Raw genomic sequence first — 17,907 nt, 5'->3', positions numbered from 1 at the left:
CCCCGCCGCCCCTTCCCTCCCCCACTCTCGGCTTCGCTCGAGCGGGGGGACCCCCATCGTCCCCGGGGACTGCCGCCCCCGGACCCCCGCTTCGGCCCTGGACGGGCCTCGTCCTCAAACTCCCCCAGAGGGGGGACCCCAGACGGGCTGGATGTGCTCACCTTTTCCCGACCGATCGGGTGGTGGGTGGGCACAGGCCGGGGGCAGGGGGCGGAGCCCCCGGGCGGGGTTTCAGGGGCGGCGCCCCTGGGCGCCGGGGCCTACAGCCGGCCCAGGACCTGCTCCAGCAGCGAGCCCATGCGCGTCGCGCTGTCCCGGCCCGCCTGGAGGACCTCCTCGTGGTTCAGCGGCTCGCCGGTCATGCCCGCGGCGAGGTTGGTGACGAGGGAGATGCCCAGCACCTCCGCGCCCGCCTCACGCGCGGCGATGGCCTCCAGCACCGTGGACATGCCCACCAGGTCCGCGCCGATCACCCGCGCCATCCGGATCTCCGCCGGCGTCTCGTAGTGCGGGCCGGGGAACTGGGCGTAGACGCCCTCCTCCAGCGTGGCGTCGATCTCCTTGCACAGCGCGCGCAGCCGCGGCGAGTACAGGTCCGTGAGGTCGACGAAGTTCGCGCCGACGATCGGGGAGGTCGCCGTGAGGTTGATGTGGTCGCTGATCAGGACCGGCTGGCCGGGGCGCATGCCCTCGCGCAGGCCGCCGCAGCCGTTGGTCAGGACGATCGTCTTGCTGCCGGCCGCGACGGCCGTGCGGACGCCGTGGGCGACGGCGGCGACGCCGCGGCCCTCGTAGTAGTGGGTGCGGCCCAGGAAGACCAGGGCGCGCTTCTCCCCGATCCGGTACGAGCGGATCTTGCCGCCGTGGCCCTCGACCGCCGGCGGCGGGAAGCCGGGCAGGTCGGTGACCTGGAACTCGGCTTCGGGAGCGCCCAGGGCGTCCACGGCCGGAGCCCAGCCGGAGCCCATCACGAGGGCGACGTCATGGGTCTCGGCGCCGGTCAGTTCACGCAGGCGCGCGGCGGCGGCGTCGGCGGCCGCGTACGGGTCGCCCTGGATGTCGTCCGGGAGAAGAGTTGCGTTCACGCGATGAGGGTAGCCCGTCTCGGCCTACGCGCGTAGATGTCGAAGCCGACGGGACGGGGATCGTTGTCTTGTCGTTTCCAACCAAGCCCGCGGCGGGCGCGTCTATTCGTCGGTCACGAGGATGTCCTTGTCGTTGAAGACCTCGACGATGAAGATCAGCAGCCGGCCGCGGCTGACCGTGTACTCCACCAGGACGTTCTGCGTGAGCCGGATGGTGCGGTCGTCGCCCGTGGAGCTTATGGGCCGGGAGACGGAGAGGAAGGGGTCACGGGCGAGCAGGGCGATGCCCTTGTCGAACGCGGAGCGCTGGCGGTCGTCCAGCCGGTCGCGGGCTTCCGCGGCCTGCACGGTGAAGAAGACGTCGTACGTGGTGGGGGCCATGCGCTCTCCCGTGTGTGCGTCGGGTCCCCCCAGTGTAGGAACGCCGCGCCTCAGCAGGGCCGCTTGCGCAGCTCCATCACGTAATCGTGTGGCGCCCCCGCGGACTCGGCGGCGTCGGCGATCTCGCCGAGGTAGCGGGCCGACGGCAGGCCGCCCTCGTAGCCGTTGAGGACGTACGTCCAGCCCTGCTCCTCGCCGTCGAGGGTGTGCACGCGGGTCCGGGTGCGGCGGTAGACGTCGAGGCTGCCCACGCCCTCCCAGCGGTCCAGCGACTCCTCGTCCATCGGGGCGATGTCGTACAGCGCGACGAAGACCTGTGACAACGGGTCCTCGACGATCGTCGCGAGCGCGCCCTCCCAGCCCATGTGCTCGCCGCCGAACGTCAGCCGCCAGCCGTTCAGCCAGCCCGTCGCGCGCAGCGGTGAATGCGGGGCGCGGCGGGTCATCAGCCGCGCGTCGAGGTTGCCGGCGTACGCGGCGTAGAGCGACATGCGATGAGAGTACGGCAGCCCGGCGCACGTCACTTCCGCTGTCCGCCGCCACTCGGGCATCAGGTGTAGCGCCGCCCCGCCCCCCGGGGACGTGCCGGGTCGACGCGTGCGGGACAATGGAGTACGTGACTCGGATCGTGATCATCGGTGGCGGACCCGGCGGCTACGAAGCGGCGCTGGTGGCCGCTCAGCTCGGCGCGGAGGTGACCGTCGTCGACGCCGACGGTCTGGGCGGGGCGTCGGTGCTGACCGACTGCGTGCCGTCGAAGACTCTCATCGCCACGGCGGAGGTGATGACCACCTTCGACTCCTCCTACGAGGAGCTGGGGATCATCGTCGCCGACGACACCCCGCCGCTGGAGCAGTCGGCCCGGGTGGTCGGCGTGGACCTGCACAAGGTCAACCGGCGGGTGAAGCGCCTCGCGCTCGCGCAGTCGCACGACATCACCGCCTCCGTGACCCGCGCCGGCGCGCGCGTGCTGCGCGGCCGGGGCCGGCTGGAGGGCATGCAGTCCCTCGACGGCTCGCGCAAGGTCGTGGTCACCGCCGCCGACGGCAGCGAGGAGACCCTCACCGCCGACGCCGTCCTCATCGCCACCGGCGGCCACCCGCGCGAACTGCCCGACGCCCAGCCCGACGGCGAGCGCATCCTCAACTGGACCCAGGTCTACGACCTGCGTGAGCTGCCCGAGGAGCTCATCGTGGTCGGGTCCGGCGTGACCGGCGCCGAGTTCGCCGGCGCGTACCAGGCCCTGGGGTCGAAGGTGACCCTCGTGTCCTCCCGGGACCGGGTGCTGCCGGGCGAGGACCCGGACGCCGCCGCCGTCCTGGAGGACGTCTTCCGCCGCCGCGGCATGAACGTCATGGCCCGCTCCCGCGCGCAGTCCGCCAAGCGCGTCGGCGACAGGGTGGAGGTGACGCTGGCCGACGGCCGGGTCATCACCGGCTCGCACTGTCTGATGGCCGTCGGCGCGATCCCCAACAGCGAGGGGCTCGGGCTGGAGGAGGCGGGCGTCAAGGTCCGCGACTCCGGGCACATCTGGACCGACAAGGTCTCCCGCACGACCGCCCCGGGCGTGTACGCCGCCGGCGACGTGACCGGCGTCTTCGCCCTCGCCTCCGTCGCCGCCATGCAGGGCCGTATCGCCATGTACCACTTCCTCGGCGACGCGGTGGCCCCGCTCAACCTGAAGACCGTCTCCTCCAACGTCTTCACCGACCCCGAGATCGCCACCGTCGGCTACACCCAGGCCGACGTGGACGCGGGCAAGATCGACGCGCGGGTCGTCAAGCTGCCGCTGCTGCGGAACCCGCGCGCGAAGATGCAGGGCATCCGGGACGGCTTCGTCAAGATCTTCTGCCGGCCGGGCACGGGCATCGTCGTCGGCGGCGTGGTCGTCGCGCCGCGCGCCTCGGAGCTCATCCACCCCATCTCGATCGCCGTCGACAACAATCTGACGGTCGAACAGATCGCGAAGGCCTTCACGGTCTACCCGTCGCTGTCGGGGTCGATCGCCGAGGTGGCCCGGCAGTTGCACACCCGCAAGGCGGGCGACGAGGGCTGACCCCGCGGCCGGCGGCCGGAACCGACTCCCCGCTGGTCACGGGGAGTTGTGGCCCGTGCGGATGGCATAGGCGCGGCAACTAGGCCCCTATACCACCTCCGTCCCTACTGTGCGAACAACTTCTATTATTCGGCGCAAAGAGCTGAAAGCAGACGGTCGCCCGCGTTACTGTCAGTTTCGTGTTCGCTGCAGAACGTCGCCAATTGATCCTCGAAATGGTGCGAGCCAATGGGGCCGTGTCGCTCCGTGAGCTCGCCCGCGTCGTCCAGACCTCCGAAGTGACCGTACGGCGGGACGTGCGCGCACTGGAGGCAGAAGGACTCCTCGACCGCCGGCACGGCGGTGCGGTATTGCCGGGCGGTTTCACGCGGGAGTCCGGCTTTCCGCAGAAGTCTCATCTCGCGACCGCCGAGAAGACCGCCATCGCCGACCTCGCCGCGAATTTCGTGGAAGAGGGCGAGGCCATCGTGGTCGGGGCGGGTACCACCACCCAGGAGCTCGCGCGCCGGCTCGCCCGTGTGCCCGGCCTGACCGTCGTCACCAACTCTTTGCTGGTGGCCCAGGCGTTGGCCCACGCGAACCGGGTGGAGGTCGTGATGACCGGCGGGACGCTGAGAGGGTCCAACTACGCCCTCGTCGGCAGCGGGGCCGAGCAGTCCCTCCAGGGGCTCAGGGTCTCCCGCGCCTTCCTCTCCGGGAGCGGTCTCACCGCCGAGCGCGGGCTCTCCACGTCCAACATGCTCTCGGCGTCCGTGGACCGGGCGCTGGTGCAGGCCGCCGCCGAGGTGGTCGTCCTCGCCGACCACACCAAGCTCGGCACCGACACCATGTTCCAGACCGTGCCGACGGACGTCATCACCCGCCTGGTGACCGACGAGCCGCCCGCGCACGACGACCGCGCCGCCACCGAGCTCCAGGCCCTCGCCGACCAGGGGGTGCAGATCGCCGTGGCCGGGGCGTCGGGAAACCCGGGGGGTGACGCGGTCCCGGCGCGCCGCCAGCAGCAGCGCCGGGACGTGCCGCTGCCGGCCCCGCGCCGAAGCCAGGTCCCCGGCGCGGCCAACGGACTGCGCACGGCCGCGGTGCTGGGCGGGGAGCAGGCCCCCGGCGGCGAGCGAGCGGCCCGCGTCGCAGACCTCCGCCGCCGCTGAGCCCCCGCGGGGCCGGGTGCCGCGGGGCGGGATGCGCTCGCCGTCGGCATGGGCGCCGAGGTGGAGGGACTGACCTCGGTCAGCTCGCCCTGAGCCCCGCCTCGGTCAGGTCGCCCTGAAGCCCCGGTACGCGGTCAGCTCTTACGCGGCGACGGCCGTCGCGGGCCGTGCCGCGGCTGGGCGCGCTCGCGCGGCGGAGCCGGGTGCCGCAGGGCGGGAGGCTTGCCGGCGGCGGCGTCGTCGGCGGCGAGGTGGTGGGGCCGACGTTGTGGCGGCCGTCGCGGGTCGTACGCGGCTGGGTGCGCTTGTGCGGCGGAGCCGCACATCGATGCGGTCCCGTGTCCCCGGGCGGGGTCGGCGACGGGTGCCGAGTCCGTGCGCCGCCGCCCCGGGAGGTGCTTGCCGCGCGGTCGGATCGCGGGGGCCTGCGGAAACGGGCGAGGCGCCCGCCGGATCTCTCGGATCCCGCGGGCGCCTCGGCGCTCGTGCCTCCGCGTCAGTCCTTGATCTCGCAGATCGACGCGCCCGACGTGATCGACGCGCCGACCTCGGCGGCGAGGCCCTTGACCGTGCCGGAGCGGTGCGCGTTGAGCGGCTGCTCCATCTTCATGGCCTCCAGGACGACGATCAGATCGCCCTCCTGCACCTCCTGGCCCTCCTCGACCGCGACCTTGACGATCGTGCCCTGCATCGGGGAGGCGAGGGTGTCGCCGGAGGCGGCGGGGCCGGACTTCTTCGCCGCGCGGCGCTTCGGCTTGGCGCCCGCCGCGAGACCGGTACGGGCCAGCGACATGCCGAGCGACGACGGCAGGGAGACCTCGAGGCGCTTGCCGCCGACCTCGACGACGACCGTCTCACGGCCGGGCTCCTCGTCCGTCTCCGCGTCGGCGGGGGCGGTGAAGGGCTTGATCTCGTTGACGAACTCGGTCTCGATCCAGCGGGTGTGGACCGTGAACGGGTCCGCGGAGCCCGTCAGCTCGGGCGCGAATGCCGGGTCCCTGACCACCGCGCGGTGGAACGGGATCGCCGTCGCCATGCCCTCGACCTGGAACTCCTCCAGCGCGCGGGAGGCCCGCTCCAGGGCCTCCTTGCGGGTGCGGCCGGTGACGATCAGCTTCGCCAGCAGCGAGTCCCACGCCGGGCCGATGACGCTGCCCGACTCCACGCCCGCGTCCAGGCGCACGCCCGGACCGGACGGCGCGTCGAAGACCGTGACCGTGCCGGGAGCCGGCAGGAAGTTGCGGCCCGGGTCCTCGCCGTTGATGCGGAACTCGAAGGAGTGACCGCGCAGCACCGGGTCGTCGTAGCCGAGCTCCTCGCCGTCGGCGATGCGGAACATCTCCCGCACCAGGTCGATGCCGGCGACCTCCTCGGTGACCGGGTGCTCCACCTGGAGACGGGTGTTGACCTCCAGGAAGGAGATCGTGCCGTCGAGGCCGACGAGGAACTCCACCGTGCCGGCGCCGACGTAACCGGCCTCCTTCAGGATGGCCTTGGACGAGGAGTACAGCTCGGCGAGCTGCGCCTCGGAGAGGAACGGCGCCGGGGCTTCCTCGACCAGCTTCTGGTGACGGCGCTGGAGAGAGCAGTCACGGGTGGAGACGACGACCACGTTGCCGTACCGGTCGGCCAGGCACTGGGTCTCGACGTGGCGCGGCTTGTCGAGGTAGCGCTCGACGAAGCACTCGCCGCGGCCGAAGGCGGCGACGGCCTCGCGCACGGCCGAGTCGTACAGCTCGGGCACCTCTTCGAGGGTGCGGGCGACCTTCAGACCGCGCCCGCCGCCGCCGAAGGCGGCCTTGATCGCGATCGGCAGCCCGTGCTCCTGCGCGAAGGCGACGACCTCCTCCGAGCCGGACACCGGGTCGGGCGTGCCGGCCACCAGGGGCGCGCCGGCGCGCTGGGCGATGTGACGGGCGGCCACCTTGTCGCCGAGGTCGCGGATGGCCTGCGGGGGCGGGCCGATCCAGATCAGACCGGCGTCCAGCACCGCCTGGGCGAAGTCGGCGTTCTCGGAGAGGAAGCCGTAGCCCGGATGGACGGCGTCCGCACCGGACTCGCTCGCGGCGTTCAGCACCTTGCCGATGTCGAGATAGCTGGTCGCCGGTGTGTCACCGCCCAGGGCGAACGCCTCATCCGCGGCGCGGACATGCAGAGCGTCCCGGTCCGGGTCGGCGTAGACGGCCACGCTCGCGATACCGGCATCCCGGCACGCCCGGGCCACGCGGACTGCGATTTCGCCACGGTTGGCGATGAGCACCTTGCGCACGATTGAGGCTCCCTCCTTGAAACAAGCCGAGTTTAGGGACAGCCGACACGGCACTTCGACCCGTCCCCAGAGGTGAGCTTGCCCACACGGAGCGTGATGCGAGGCTCACTCGACCGCGAAATCCCTTGTAGTACCGCCGTCCGCAGCACTCCTCCCGGAAACCCTAGCCCTCCATTGTGGCCAAGGTCTCTGTGAGGGCGTGCTGCGGCCCACTCCGTTTCTTTGTGGAGTCCCTACGAATGGCCCAACGATTCTTTGCCGCCTGCGGAACCCTTGTCCCGCGGTTTACCCGTTAGTAGCGTTCGCGATGTCTCGAACGAACGTACTTGGAGTAACCAGGGTCCCGCTCGGGGCTGCGTCGAAAGTGGGTGGGGACCGGTGGTGCGCAGACCGGTGGCAGCGGTGGTGGCGGTCGTGCTCTTCGCCGAGGCGTTCGGCGTCGCGGCGCTGAACTGGTTCCTCGGCCTCGTCGTGGACCGCCAGAACATGTCCCTGGCGGGGCTCGACCCCGACGTGATGTCGATGTCGTCGAAGATCGGCGGCATCCTCTTCGGCCTGTACTTCGCCCTGTGCGGGGTGGTCGCCCTGCTGGTCCTGATCCGCGACCGCCCCCCGGCGGGCCTGGGCCGCGTCCTGCTGATCAGCGTGGCGGTGGTGCACGGCCTGCTGGGCGCGTTCACCTGGGGCCCGGTGGGCCGCACGGCGTTCGTCTTCATGATGGTCGTACTGGCGCTGATCGTCCTGCTCCTGATGAGCTACGACCGCCAGGAGACCCCTCCGACGCCCGAGCCGGCGCCTGCCGGACCGTCGGACACGGACCCGTCGGACACGGACCCGTCGGCCGGGAGCCCGCCGACCGCGGGCCCGTCGGACGAGTCACACCTACGGGTGACGCCCTGACGGGTGACGTGTTGCCGTGCGGTGACGTGCTGGCGTGCACCCCTCCGTCACTCCGGCGGCGTCCACAGTTCCGTGATGCCCACGCCCAGGTCGGACAGGAGGCGGCGGACGAGGGGGAGGCTGATGCCGATCACGTTGCCGTGATCGCCGTCGATGCCGTTGATGAACGGGGCCGAGCGGCCGTCCAGGGTGAAGGCGCCGGCGACGTAGAGGGGCTCGCCCGAGGCGACGTACAGGGCGATCTCGTCGTCCGTCGGCTCGCCGAAGTGGACCACGGTGGAGGCGACCGCCGAGGTGTACCGCCCGCTGCCGGTGTCGTAGACGCAGTGTCCGGTCTGGAGCGTGCCCGCGCGGCCCCGCATCGCCTTCCAGCGGGCGGTGGCCTCCTCGGCGTCCTCGGGCTTGCCCAGGGCCTCGCCGTCCAGGTCGAGGACCGAGTCGCAGCCGATCACCAGCGCGCCCTTGACCTCGGGCTTCGCCGCCACCACGGAGGCCTTCGCCTCGGCGAGGGCGAGCGCCAGCTCGGCGGGCGTGGGGGCGCTGACGGCGTCCTCGTCGACCCCGCTCACGATCACCTCGGGGGCGAGCCCCGCCTGCCGCAGCAGGCCCAGCCGGGCGGGCGACTGGGAGGCGAGGACGAGACGGCGGCGCGGCTGATCGGTCATGCGGCCAGGGTATCGCCGACACCGCACGGGCCGGCCGCCGTCAGCAGAGGCCGAGCACGAGCATCGCCACCAGCATGGCCACCGCCAGGAAGAGACCGAGCCGCCTGAGCGTCTCCTGCATTTCGCGGAGTTCGTCGGGCGGCTCGTTCTTCGGGTCGGACCACAGCATGCCACCAGCGTGGGGCTTGGCCGGTGGCGGTGCCTGAGTACGGGTACTTAAAAATGTGCCCCGGGTTGTCCCGCTGTGCGCGGTTCCCCGCGCCCCTTGAAAGCCAAGGCCGGCTTTCGCCTAGCCCGGCCAGTACGTGCGGGCCCATGACGTCTGGCCCGGTTGGGGGAGGCGTCGGCCCGCTATGCGGGACGGGTCGGACCACGCGTCCTTGGGGGCCGGGTCCGCGCCGGGCGGCGTCGCCGCTGCCGCCGCGGCGCGGGCGCGGACCACCGCCAGGGCGGCGGCCAGCTCCTCCGGGGTCGGGTTGCCCCGTACGACCTTGATCGTCATGGCGGCTCCTAGAGGGGGATGTTGCCGTGCTTCTTCGGAGGCAGGGATTCCCGCTTCGTACGCAGTTGACGCAGCCCGCGCACGATGTGCCGGCGGCTGTCCGACGGCATGATCACCGCGTCGATGTAGCCGCGCTCGGCCGCGACGTACGGGTTGAGGAGGGCGTCCTCGTACTCCTGGATGAGCCGGGCCCGGGTCGCGTCGCCGTCCCCCGCGGCCTCCGCCTCCGCGATCGTGCGGCGGTGCAGGATGTTGACCGCGCCCTGCGCGCCCATGACGGCGATCTGGGCGGTCGGCCAGGCCAGGTTGAGGTCCGCGCCGAGGTGCTTGGAGCCCATCACGTCGTACGCCCCGCCGAAGGCCTTGCGGGTGATGACGGTGATCAGCGGGACGGTCGCCTCCGCGTACGCGTAGATCAGCTTGGCGCCGCGCCGGATGATGCCGTCGTGCTCCTGGTCGACGCCGGGCAGGAAGCCGGGCACGTCCACGAAGGTGATCACCGGGATGTTGAAGGCGTCGCAGGTGCGCACGAACCGCGCCGCCTTCTCGCTCGCCTTGATGTCCAGGCAACCCGCGAACTGCATCGGCTGGTTGGCGACGATGCCGACCGGGTGACCCTCCACCCGCCCGAACCCGGTGAGGATGTTGGGCGCGTACAGCGGCTGCGTCTCGAAGAACTCGGCGTCGTCCAGGACGTGTTCGATCACCGTGTGCATGTCGTACGGCTGGTTCGCGCTGTCCGGGACCAGGGTGTCCAGCTCCAGGTCCTCGCCGGTGACGGTGAGGTCCGCCTCCTCCGGGAACGCCGGGGCCTCGCTGAGGTTGTTCGACGGCAGGTACGACAGCAGCTGCTTGACGTACTCGACGGCGTCCTTCTCGTCGCCCGCCATGTGGTGCGCCACGCCCGACGTCGAGTTGTGGGTGCGGGCGCCGCCCAGCTCCTCGAAGCCGACGTCCTCGCCGGTGACCGTCTTGATGACGTCCGGGCCGGTGATGAACATGTGCGAGGTCTGGTCGACCATGACCGTGAAGTCGGTGATCGCGGGCGAGTAGACCGCGCCGCCCGCGCACGGCCCGACGACCAGGCTGATCTGCGGGATCACGCCGCTCGCATGGGTGTTGCGGCGGAAGATCTCCCCGTACGCGCCGAGCGAGGCCACACCCTCCTGGATGCGGGCGCCGCCCGAGTCGTTGATGCCGATGACCGGGCAGCCGGTCTTCAGCGCGAAGTCCATGACCTTGACGATCTTCTGGCCGTAGACCTCGCCGAGGGCGCCGCCGAAGACGGTGAAGTCCTGCGAGAACACGGCCACCGGCCGGCCGTCGACGGTTCCGTACCCGGTGACGACGCCGTCCCCGTAGGGACGGTTCTGCTCCAGCCCGAAGTTGGTGGAGCGATGCCGGGCGAACTCGTCCAGCTCGATGAACGACCCCTCGTCCAGGAGGAGTTCGATGCGCTCACGGGCCGTCAGCTTGCCCTTGGCGTGCTGCTTCTCGACGGCGCGCTCGGAGCCGGCGTGCGTCGCCTCCTGGACGCGGCGCTCGAGATCCGCGAGCTTGCCCGCGGTCGTGTGGATGTCGATCCCTCGGTTCCCGTGGATCTCTTGGCGCTCTTCCGGCTCGGACATCGGGATGCGGCTCCCTGCCTGCTCAAAAGGGGGGACGGTTACTCATCCGTAGAGTAGTGGTGGCTCCACCGTTCGGCAGTGCGGCGTTTCACACACCTAGGGTGGCTTGCATGACGCCGCGAGATGCAGCAGACGCCAGCCGCTGGTCCGACCTCGACCGCCCGCCCCTCGACGCCGCCGCGCTGCGGCGCGGGCTCGTCCGGGAGGGCGGGCTGTGGACGGCGGTGGAGGTGGTGCCGCGCACCGGCTCCACCAACTCCGACCTGGTCGCCCTGGCCGCCGCCGGGAAGGCCGGGGAGGGGACCGTGCTCGTCGCGGAGGAGCAGACCGCCGGCCGCGGCCGGCTGGACCGCCAGTGGTCCGCCCCGCCCCGCTCGGGCCTGTTCTTCTCCGTCCTGCTGCGCCCCGCGCACGTCCCGGTGTCCCGCTGGGGCTGGCTGCCCCTGCTGACGGGCGTCGCGGTCGCCACGGGACTCGCCCGCGCGGCCGGCGTGGACACGGCACTCAAGTGGCCCAACGACCTGCTGGTGAGCGTCGGCGGCGAGGAACGCAAGGCCGGCGGCATCCTCGCGGAGCGCGCGGGCGAGGACGGCGTCGTCGTCGGCGTGGGCGTCAACGTCACCCTCCGGGCGGACGAACTTCCCGTCCCCCAGGCGGGATCCCTGGCCCTCGCCGACGCGGTCAGCACCGACCGCGACACCCTCCTGCGGTCCGTGCTGCGCACCCTGGAGGAGCGGTACACCGGCTGGCGCGACGCCGACGGCGACCCGGCGCTCAGCGGCCTCCAGGAGACGTACGCGGCGGGCTGCGCGACGCTGGGCCGCACGGTCCGCGCGGAACTCCCCGGCGACCGCTCGATCACCGGCGAGGCGACAGCGATCGACGCCGACGGCAGGCTGATCATCACCACCCCCACAGGAACCCGCGAACCGGTGGGAGCAGGAGACATCGTCCACTTGAAACCAGCGTGAGAGCAGCCCCCTAGGGGCGCGGGGCTGTGACATATGCGGCTCCGCCGCGTGGGCGCGACCAGCCCCGAACGACCCGCACCCGGCATCCGAAAAGCACCCCCCACCCCGGTAGCCGAACAAGGACCACACCAACTCCGTACACCAAGGAAACGCACCTCACCTGAACCCCCGGCGCAACCCAACGGAGTGAGCTAGCGCACAGCTGCCGTAGAGTTGAGGCCGGTCGATACCTGACCGCGGTAGATCGGAAGGGCAGCACGCGTGACCGTCGACGACACGGGCTCCGGCGAGGGCGTGGACGGCCGGGTCGACCCTCCTCCACTCTCGGCCTCGTCCGAGCGGGAGAACCCCCTGGCCCCCGAACCGGGCGACGACCCGCTCGCCCTGCGCCTCGAACAGCTCATCCTGGGCGCCGAGCGCCGCTACACCCCGTTCCAGGCGGCCCGCAGCGCCGGCGTCTCCATGGAGCTGGCGTCCCGCTTCTGGCGGGCCATGGGCTTCGCCGACATAGGCCAGGCCAAGGCGCTCACCGAGGCCGACGTCCTGGCCCTGCGACGCCTCGCCGGCCTCGTGGAGGCGGGCCTGCTGAGCGAGGCCATGGCGGTGCAGGTCGCGCGGTCCACCGGCCAGACCACCGCCCGTCTGGCGGAATGGCAGATCGACTCCTTCCTGGAGGGGCTCACCGAGCCGCCCGAGCCGGGGATGACCCGCACCGAGGTCACGTATCCCATCGTCGAGCTGCTCCTGCCCGAGCTGGAGGAGTTCCTCGTCTACGTGTGGCGTCGCCAGCTCGCCGCCTCCGCCGGGCGGGTCGTGCAGGCCGCCGACGACGAGGAGATGGTCGACCGGCGGCTCGCCGTCGGCTTCGCCGACCTGGTCGGGTTCACGCGGCTGACGCGCCGTATGGAGGAGGAGGAGCTCGGCGAGCTCGTCGAGGCCTTCGAGACGACCGCCGCCGACCTGGTCGCCGCCCGCGGCGGCCGGCTCATCAAGACCCTCGGCGACGAGGTCCTGTACGCGGCCGACGACGCGGGCACCGCCGCCGACATCGCGCTGCGGCTCGTGGAGACCATGAGCAACGACGAGACGATGCCCGAGCTGCGCGTCGGCATGGCGTTCGGCACGGTGACCACCCGGATGGGCGATGTGTTCGGGACGACCGTCAACCTGGCCTCGCGGCTGACGTCGATAGCGCCGAGGGACGCCGTCCTCGTCGACAGCGCCTTCGCCGAGGAGCTGATCAGGACCGGGGACGCGCCCGCGTCCGAGGCGGAGGCGGCCGAGGAGGCGGCAGCGGCCGAGAAGGAGGGCGAGGAGCCGCCCGTCTACCGGTTCGCCCTCCAGCCGATGTGGCAGCGGCCCGTGCGCGGCCTCGGCGTGGTCGAGCCCTGGCTGCTCACCCGCCGCGACGACGACGGCGAATGACGACCCCGCCGCCCCTCCAGGAGCGACCCCGCCTCACCGCGGGGTCGCGAGGAGCTGGTCCACGCAGAGCCCGATGACCGGGACGCACGGCCCCGGCTCGTCGCGTCGCCGGGGTGCGGTCGTCGCCCGGGGCGGTGTCGGTGCGAATGTACGGCTCATCGGCCCTTCAGCATCCGCCCCGCCTCAGCGCGGGTTCGCGAGGAGCTGGTCCACGCAGAGTCCGATGACCGGGACGCACAGGCCCGGCTGGTCCGGCCGCTGGGGTGTGGGAGAGGACGCGCCGGGGGCGGCCTCGGGCGTGGAGGGCTGTGGAGCGGTCGTCGCCCGGGGTGGTGTCGGCGCGTGTGTCGCTGGGGCCTCGGGCGGGGTGGCTGCGGTGGGCGGGGTGGATCCGGGGTGCCTCGGGGTCGCCGGGGCGGAGGGCGCGTAGGGCGCGTAGGGGGTGCCGGGCCTGCGGGCTGAGGCCGGGGGTGTCGGGGCGGCGGAGCCGGTGGGGCTCGCCGTGGGGACCAGGGCCGGGGTCGCGGTCTGTCCGCCGCCCATGGCCGCGGGCGTCGTCGGGCGCGCCGCCGGGGCGGACGGCCCCTCCGTGTCCGCGGCCTCCGCTGCCGACACGTCCGCGGTGGGCTCCATACGGGGTTCGGCCTCCGCCGTGCCGATGCCGGGCACGGGCGAGTCGGGCGTCATCCGTACGAGGCTCAGGGCGCCGGCCGCCAGAGCGAGACCGCCGGCGGCCAGCAGCACCTTGCGCGGACGGGGGCGGCGGTGGCGGCCACGGGCCCTGGGGGACCAGAGCCGGGCGGGCTCGGCCGCGCCGCCGTCCGCGCGCGTCCGTTCCCGCTCGCGCCGCTGCTCCAGCTCCAGCTCCTGCTCACGCCCGTGTTCGTGCTCGTGCTCGTGCTGTGCGGACGTCGTGCTCGGCCGTCCGTACGTCCCGGTGTGCGTCTTCACCGGCGTGGTCGTCATCGCGTTGCCTCCCCGATGTGTGCGCCCCCGATGCGCCATGGCGCACGCACGTTATGCGCTCCTGTGGGCGGTGCGGGTGGAGTCGGGCGGGTTGTCACCCGAACGGGTCGGCCCTTTCCCCGGCGGGGCGCGGCTGCGATGATCGGGCGAGCGAGAGTTGTTAACCCGCGTTAACCGGAGGGTGTCCATGAGCGAGGAACGGTTCGGGGAGTTCGTGCTGGTGCGGCGGCACGAGGACGGGCATGTCGCGGAGCTGGCCCTCGACCGGCCGAAGGCCATGAACGCCGTGTCGACCGCGATGGCCCGGTCCGTCGGCGAGGCCTGCGCGGCGCTGGGGGAGGACCGGGACGTACGGGTGGTCGTGGTGACCTCGACGCACGAGCGGGCCTTCTGCGTCGGGGCCGACCTGAAGGAGCGCAACTCCTTGAGCGACGCGGAGCTGGTGCGGCAGCGGCCGGTGGCGCGGGGTGCGTACACCGGGGTGCTGGAGCTGCCGGTGCCGACGGTGGCGGCGGTGCACGGGTTCGCGCTGGGCGGCGGGTTCGAGCTGGCGCTCGCGTGCGACGTGATCGTGGCCGACCGTACGGCGGTGGTGGGGCTGCCCGAGGTGTCGGTCGGGGTGATCCCCGGGGGCGGCGGGACGCAACTGCTGCCCCGGCGGGTGGGCGCGGCCCGCGCGGCCGAACTGATCTTCACCGCGCGGCGGGTGGAGGCGGCGGAGGCGCGGGAGCTGGGGCTGGTGGACGTGCTGGTGGAGGAGGGCCGCGACCGTGCGGAGGCGCTGACGCTGGCGGCGCGGATCGGGGCGAACTCCCCGGTGGGGCTGCGGGCGGCCAAGCGGGCGTTGCGGCTGGGGCAGGGGCTGGACCTGCGGGCGGGGCTGGAGGTCGAGGACGCGGCCTGGCGGTCGGTGGCGTTCTCGGGCGACCGGGCGGAGGGGGTGGCGGCGTTCAACGAGAAGCGGCCGCCGCGCTGGCCGGGAGAGTAGGCGGAACGGGAGCGGAAGGGACGGGCGCCCGCGGCCGGGCGGGCGTCACTCCGCGCGTCGGCCCGGTGTCACCCTTGCGGGGAAATGTCCCTAGCCTGGGGTGATGGGTGACGATGCACGGCTCGTGGCGGTGGTGGCGCTGGCGCAGGGGATGGCCGCCGCGCGGACGCCCCGGGAGTCGTGGCGGGCGGCGGCGCTCGGCGCGTGCCGGGCGCTGTCCGGCGGTTTCGCTGCGCTGTCGGTGTGGGAGCGGGACCTCGGCCGGCTGCGCGTCCTGGTGAACGTGGGGGAGCGGGCCCCGGACGAGGAGGAGTTCCCGGACGGCGAGGCCTACCCGGTGCACCAGTTCCCCGAGATCACCGAGTTCCTGCACGAACGCTGGGTGTCCGGCGGCGAGCCCGACGCCTGGGTGGAGACGGCGCAGGGCCCCGCCGCCGGCCGGTCCGGCTACTGCCACCAGCGGGTCGCCGCCCTGCGCCGCCGGGGGCGCGGCTCCTGCGTCGTCGCGCCGATCGTGCTGCACGGCCGCGCCTGGGGCGAGCTGTACGTCGCCCGGCCCGCCGGGACCGCCGTCTTCGAGCGCGCGGACGCCGACTTCGCCACCGTCCTCGCCGCCGTCGTCGCCGCCGGGATCGCGCAGACCGAGCGGCTGGAGGAGGCCCGCCGGCTCGCCTTCACCGACGCCCTCACCGGCCTGGCCAACCGCCGCGCCGTCGACGTACGGCTGGAGGAGGCGGTCGAACGGCATCGGACGGGCGGGGACGTCGTCAGCCTCGCGGTCTGCGACCTGAACGGGCTCAAACGGGTCAACGACACCCTCGGCCACGCCGTCGGGGACCGCCTGCTGGAACGGTTCGGTTCGGTGCTGTCGCTGTGCGGGGCGATGCTGCCCGGGGCGCTGGCCGCCCGGCTCGGCGGGGACGAGTTCTGTCTGCTGGCGGTCGGACCGTCCGCCGACGACGTCGTGAAGGTCGCCGACGAGCTGTGCCGGCGGGCCGCCGAACTGGAGCTGGGGGAGGGCGTGGCCTGCGGTGTCGCCTCCACCGGCGATCCGATCGGGCCGGTGCGCTCGGCCCGCCGGCTGTTCCGGCTCGCGGACGCCGCCCAGTACCGGGCGAAGGCCGTACGGGCCGCCCGGCCGGTCGTCGCGGGCCGGGAGGGGCCCGACGACCCCGTCGTGCGCCTCGCCGACGAGCCGCCGCGCGGGTCGGCCGCCGAGCGCCGCAGCTTCCGCGGACGGCAGTGACGGGACCGGCCGGAAGGAGTGCGCGGACCGCCTGGTGACATCCTCGTCTTCACTGCGTACGCTCCTGAATATGGATATGCATACTGTGGTGGTGGGGACGTCCGGCGTGACCGCGTCCGACGTGCTCGCCGTGGCGCGTGGCGGCGCGCGGGTCGAGCTGTCCGCGGAGGCGGTGGCCGCCCTCGCCGCGGCGCGCGAGATCGTGGACGCCCTGGCGGCCAAGCCCGAGCCCGTCTACGGCGTCTCCACCGGTTTCGGCGCCCTCGCCACCCGGCACATCAGCCCGGAGCTGCGCGCACAGCTCCAGCGCAACATCGTCCGCTCGCACGCCGCCGGCATGGGGCCGCGCGTCGAGCGCGAGGTGGTGCGGGCCCTGATGTTCCTGCGGCTCAAGACGGTCTGCTCCGGGCACACCGGCGTACGGCCCGAGGTCGCGCGGACCATGGCCGACCTGCTGAACGCCGGCATCACCCCCGTCGTCCACGAGTACGGCTCCCTCGGCTGCTCCGGCGACCTCGCCCCCCTCTCGCACTGCGCGCTCACGCTCATGGGCGAGGGCGACGCCGAGGGCGCGGACGGCGTCGTACGCCCCGCGGGCGAACTCCTCGCCGAGCACGGCATCACCCCCGTCGAGCTGCGCGAGAAGGAGGGGCTCGCCCTCCTCAACGGCACCGACGGCATGCTCGGCATGCTGATCATGGCCCTGGCCGACCTGGACACCCTCTACAAGTCCGCCGACGTCACCGCCGCGCTCAGCCTCGAGGCCCTGCTCGGCACCGACAGCGTCCTCGCACCCGAGCTGCAGGCCGTCCGCCCGCACCCCGGGCAGGGGGCCAGCGCCGCCAACATGCTGGCCGTGCTGAAGGGTTCGGGGCTGACCGGGCACCACCAGGACGACGCGCCCCGCGTCCAGGACGCCTACTCGGTGCGCTGCGCGCCCCAGGTCGCCGGCGCGGGACGGGACACCATGGCGCACGCCCGGCTGGTCGCCGAGCGCGAGCTCGCCTCGGCCGTCGACAACCCCGTCGTCCTGCCCGACGGCCGCGTGGAGTCCAACGGCAACTTCCACGGCGCCCCGGTGGCCTACGTCCTCGACTTCCTCGCCATCGCCGCCGCCGACCTCGCCTCCATCGCCGAGCGCCGCACCGACCGGCTGCTGGACAAGAACCGCAGCCACGGCCTGCCGCCGTTCCTCGCGGACGACCCCGGCGTCGACTCCGGGCTGATGATCGCCCAGTACACGCAGGCCGCGCTGGTCGCCGAGCTGAAGCGGCTCGCCGTGCCGGCGTCCGCGGACTCGATCCCGTCCTCCGCGATGCAGGAGGACCACGTCTCCATGGGCTGGTCCGCCGCCCGCAAGCTGCGCACGGCGGTCGACGACCTCGCGCGCGTGCTCGCCGTCGAGCTGTACGCCGCCACGCGCGCCGTCGAGCTGCGCGAGGGCCTCACCCCGGCGCCGGCGACGCGGGCCGTCGTCGAGGCCGTGCGCAAGGCGGGCGTCCAGGGGCCGGGCCCGGACCGGTTCCTCGCGCCCGACCTCGCGGCGGCGGACGCGTTCGTGCGGGAGGGACGGCTCGTGACGGCGGTCGAGACGGTCACGGGGCCGCTGCGGTAGACAGCCGCGGCAGACAGCACGGGGCCCCGCCGCCCGGGTACGGACGGCGGGGCCCCGGA

Annotated in this window: 17 protein-coding genes; 8 read left to right on the top strand and 9 right to left on the bottom strand. The window is 73.1% G+C overall.

All coding sequences use genetic code 11. The features are described from left to right. Window positions 1–260: 260 nt before the first annotated feature. The 3 genes from ACFYX4_RS07155 to ACFYX4_RS07145 all read right to left on the bottom strand — a co-directional run bounded on the left by ACFYX4_RS07155 (window position 261) and on the right by ACFYX4_RS07145 (window position 1,957). Window positions 261–1,085 carry a purine-nucleoside phosphorylase gene (locus tag ACFYX4_RS07155; RefSeq protein ID WP_389327281.1) on the bottom strand — a complete coding sequence of 275 codons (825 nt, stop codon included), beginning with the start codon at window positions 1,083–1,085 and terminating at the stop codon, window positions 261–263. Window positions 1,086–1,187: 102 nt separating this feature from the next. After that, on the bottom strand, window positions 1,188–1,466 hold the full coding sequence (locus tag ACFYX4_RS07150; protein ID WP_389327277.1) for a type II toxin-antitoxin system RelE/ParE family toxin: 279 nt from the start codon (window positions 1,464–1,466) through the stop codon (window positions 1,188–1,190). A gap of 50 nt (window positions 1,467–1,516) precedes the next feature. Beyond that, window positions 1,517–1,957: a gamma-glutamylcyclotransferase gene (locus ACFYX4_RS07145; RefSeq protein ID WP_389327274.1), complete on the bottom strand. Its 441-nt coding sequence runs from the start codon at window positions 1,955–1,957 to the stop codon at window positions 1,517–1,519. Between the two features lie 116 nt (window positions 1,958–2,073). On the opposite strand from ACFYX4_RS07145, the gene ACFYX4_RS07140 reads away from it, so the two are divergent. Beyond that, complete coding sequence (locus ACFYX4_RS07140) at window positions 2,074–3,522, top strand: NAD(P)H-quinone dehydrogenase (RefSeq protein ID WP_389327271.1); 1,449 nt, start codon at window positions 2,074–2,076, stop codon at window positions 3,520–3,522. Window positions 3,523–3,701: 179 nt separating this feature from the next. Then, a complete protein-coding gene (locus ACFYX4_RS07135; RefSeq protein ID WP_389327268.1) occupies window positions 3,702–4,673 on the top strand; it encodes a DeoR/GlpR family DNA-binding transcription regulator in 972 nt (323 codons plus the stop codon). Window positions 4,674–5,169: 496 nt separating this feature from the next. Here ACFYX4_RS07135 and ACFYX4_RS07130 read toward each other — a convergent pair whose 3' ends face one another. Beyond that, window positions 5,170–6,942 carry an acetyl/propionyl/methylcrotonyl-CoA carboxylase subunit alpha gene (locus ACFYX4_RS07130; protein ID WP_389327265.1) on the bottom strand — a complete coding sequence of 591 codons (1,773 nt, stop codon included), beginning with the start codon at window positions 6,940–6,942 and terminating at the stop codon, window positions 5,170–5,172. A 378-nt stretch (window positions 6,943–7,320) separates the two neighbouring features. Here ACFYX4_RS07130 and ACFYX4_RS07125 point away from each other — a divergent pair, with 378 nt between their 5' ends. After that, window positions 7,321–7,842, top strand: coding sequence for a hypothetical protein (locus tag ACFYX4_RS07125; protein WP_389327262.1), 522 nt, complete (start codon window positions 7,321–7,323; stop codon window positions 7,840–7,842). Window positions 7,843–7,889: 47 nt separating this feature from the next. Here the strand turns inward: ACFYX4_RS07125 and ACFYX4_RS07120 are convergent, their stop codons facing one another. From ACFYX4_RS07120 to ACFYX4_RS07105, 4 genes are all read right to left on the bottom strand, one after another. Further along, entirely contained in the window at window positions 7,890–8,507 is a 618-nt protein-coding gene (locus tag ACFYX4_RS07120) for a Maf family protein (RefSeq protein WP_389327259.1), read from the bottom strand. 40 nt (window positions 8,508–8,547) lie between these two features. Continuing rightward, the gene (gene mmpB, locus ACFYX4_RS07115; protein WP_389327256.1) at window positions 8,548–8,676 is read right to left on the bottom strand and encodes a morphogenic membrane protein MmpB; all 129 of its coding nucleotides are present in this window, start codon (window positions 8,674–8,676) and stop codon (window positions 8,548–8,550) included. A gap of 120 nt (window positions 8,677–8,796) precedes the next feature. Next, complete coding sequence (locus tag ACFYX4_RS07110) at window positions 8,797–9,009, bottom strand: acyl-CoA carboxylase epsilon subunit (protein WP_389327253.1); 213 nt, start codon at window positions 9,007–9,009, stop codon at window positions 8,797–8,799. 8 nt (window positions 9,010–9,017) lie between these two features. Then, entirely contained in the window at window positions 9,018–10,637 is a 1,620-nt protein-coding gene (locus ACFYX4_RS07105) for an acyl-CoA carboxylase subunit beta (RefSeq protein ID WP_389327250.1), read from the bottom strand. A gap of 110 nt (window positions 10,638–10,747) precedes the next feature. On the opposite strand from ACFYX4_RS07105, the gene ACFYX4_RS07100 reads away from it, so the two are divergent. Continuing rightward, window positions 10,748–11,608: a biotin--[acetyl-CoA-carboxylase] ligase gene (locus tag ACFYX4_RS07100; protein ID WP_389327247.1), complete on the top strand. Its 861-nt coding sequence runs from the start codon at window positions 10,748–10,750 to the stop codon at window positions 11,606–11,608. Between the two features lie 261 nt (window positions 11,609–11,869). Then, a complete protein-coding gene (locus ACFYX4_RS07095; RefSeq protein WP_389327244.1) occupies window positions 11,870–13,033 on the top strand; it encodes an adenylate/guanylate cyclase domain-containing protein in 1,164 nt (387 codons plus the stop codon). A 183-nt stretch (window positions 13,034–13,216) separates the two neighbouring features. On the opposite strand, the gene ACFYX4_RS07090 is transcribed toward ACFYX4_RS07095, so the two are convergent. Then, window positions 13,217–13,999 carry a hypothetical protein gene (locus tag ACFYX4_RS07090; RefSeq protein WP_389327241.1) on the bottom strand — a complete coding sequence of 261 codons (783 nt, stop codon included), beginning with the start codon at window positions 13,997–13,999 and terminating at the stop codon, window positions 13,217–13,219. A gap of 187 nt (window positions 14,000–14,186) precedes the next feature. On the opposite strand from ACFYX4_RS07090, the gene ACFYX4_RS07085 reads away from it, so the two are divergent. The 3 genes from ACFYX4_RS07085 to hutH all read left to right on the top strand — a co-directional run bounded on the left by ACFYX4_RS07085 (window position 14,187) and on the right by hutH (window position 17,848). Beyond that, on the top strand, window positions 14,187–14,987 hold the full coding sequence (locus tag ACFYX4_RS07085; RefSeq protein ID WP_389327238.1) for an enoyl-CoA hydratase/isomerase family protein: 801 nt from the start codon (window positions 14,187–14,189) through the stop codon (window positions 14,985–14,987). A 103-nt stretch (window positions 14,988–15,090) separates the two neighbouring features. Beyond that, window positions 15,091–16,233 (top strand): diguanylate cyclase domain-containing protein, encoded by a 1,143-nt coding sequence (locus tag ACFYX4_RS07080; protein ID WP_389327235.1) that lies wholly within the window; start codon window positions 15,091–15,093, stop codon window positions 16,231–16,233. A gap of 76 nt (window positions 16,234–16,309) precedes the next feature. Then, window positions 16,310–17,848, top strand: coding sequence for a histidine ammonia-lyase (gene hutH / locus ACFYX4_RS07075; RefSeq protein ID WP_389328617.1), 1,539 nt, complete (start codon window positions 16,310–16,312; stop codon window positions 17,846–17,848). Window positions 17,849–17,907: the final 59 nt, after the last annotated feature.

Source organism: Streptomyces sp. NPDC002328 (genome assembly GCF_042890065.1).
Classification (GTDB): domain Bacteria; phylum Actinomycetota; class Actinomycetes; order Streptomycetales; family Streptomycetaceae; genus Streptomyces.
This window is presented reverse-complemented; position numbering and strand designations above follow the sequence as displayed.

What these genes read in the sequence shown, in the direction of transcription:
- ACFYX4_RS07140 (WP_389327271.1), top strand. Translation starts at nt 2,074, where the DNA reads ATGGAGTACGTGACTCGGATCGTGATCATCGGTGGCGGACCCGGCGGC.
- ACFYX4_RS07085 (WP_389327238.1), top strand. Translation starts at nt 14,187, where the DNA reads ATGAGCGAGGAACGGTTCGGGGAGTTCGTGCTGGTGCGGCGGCACGAG.
- mmpB (WP_389327256.1), bottom strand. Translation starts at nt 8,676, where the DNA reads ATGCTGTGGTCCGACCCGAAGAACGAGCCGCCCGACGAACTCCGCGAA.
- ACFYX4_RS07090 (WP_389327241.1), bottom strand. Translation starts at nt 13,999, where the DNA reads ATGACGACCACGCCGGTGAAGACGCACACCGGGACGTACGGACGGCCG.
- ACFYX4_RS07110 (WP_389327253.1), bottom strand. Translation starts at nt 9,009, where the DNA reads ATGACGATCAAGGTCGTACGGGGCAACCCGACCCCGGAGGAGCTGGCC.
- ACFYX4_RS07150 (WP_389327277.1), bottom strand. Translation starts at nt 1,466, where the DNA reads ATGGCCCCCACCACGTACGACGTCTTCTTCACCGTGCAGGCCGCGGAA.
- ACFYX4_RS07120 (WP_389327259.1), bottom strand. Translation starts at nt 8,507, where the DNA reads ATGACCGATCAGCCGCGCCGCCGTCTCGTCCTCGCCTCCCAGTCGCCC.
- ACFYX4_RS07105 (WP_389327250.1), bottom strand. Translation starts at nt 10,637, where the DNA reads ATGTCCGAGCCGGAAGAGCGCCAAGAGATCCACGGGAACCGAGGGATC.
- ACFYX4_RS07145 (WP_389327274.1), bottom strand. Translation starts at nt 1,957, where the DNA reads ATGTCGCTCTACGCCGCGTACGCCGGCAACCTCGACGCGCGGCTGATG.
- ACFYX4_RS07100 (WP_389327247.1), top strand. Translation starts at nt 10,748, where the DNA reads ATGACGCCGCGAGATGCAGCAGACGCCAGCCGCTGGTCCGACCTCGAC.
- hutH (WP_389328617.1), top strand. Translation starts at nt 16,310, where the DNA reads ATGCATACTGTGGTGGTGGGGACGTCCGGCGTGACCGCGTCCGACGTG.
- ACFYX4_RS07080 (WP_389327235.1), top strand. Translation starts at nt 15,091, where the DNA reads ATGGGTGACGATGCACGGCTCGTGGCGGTGGTGGCGCTGGCGCAGGGG.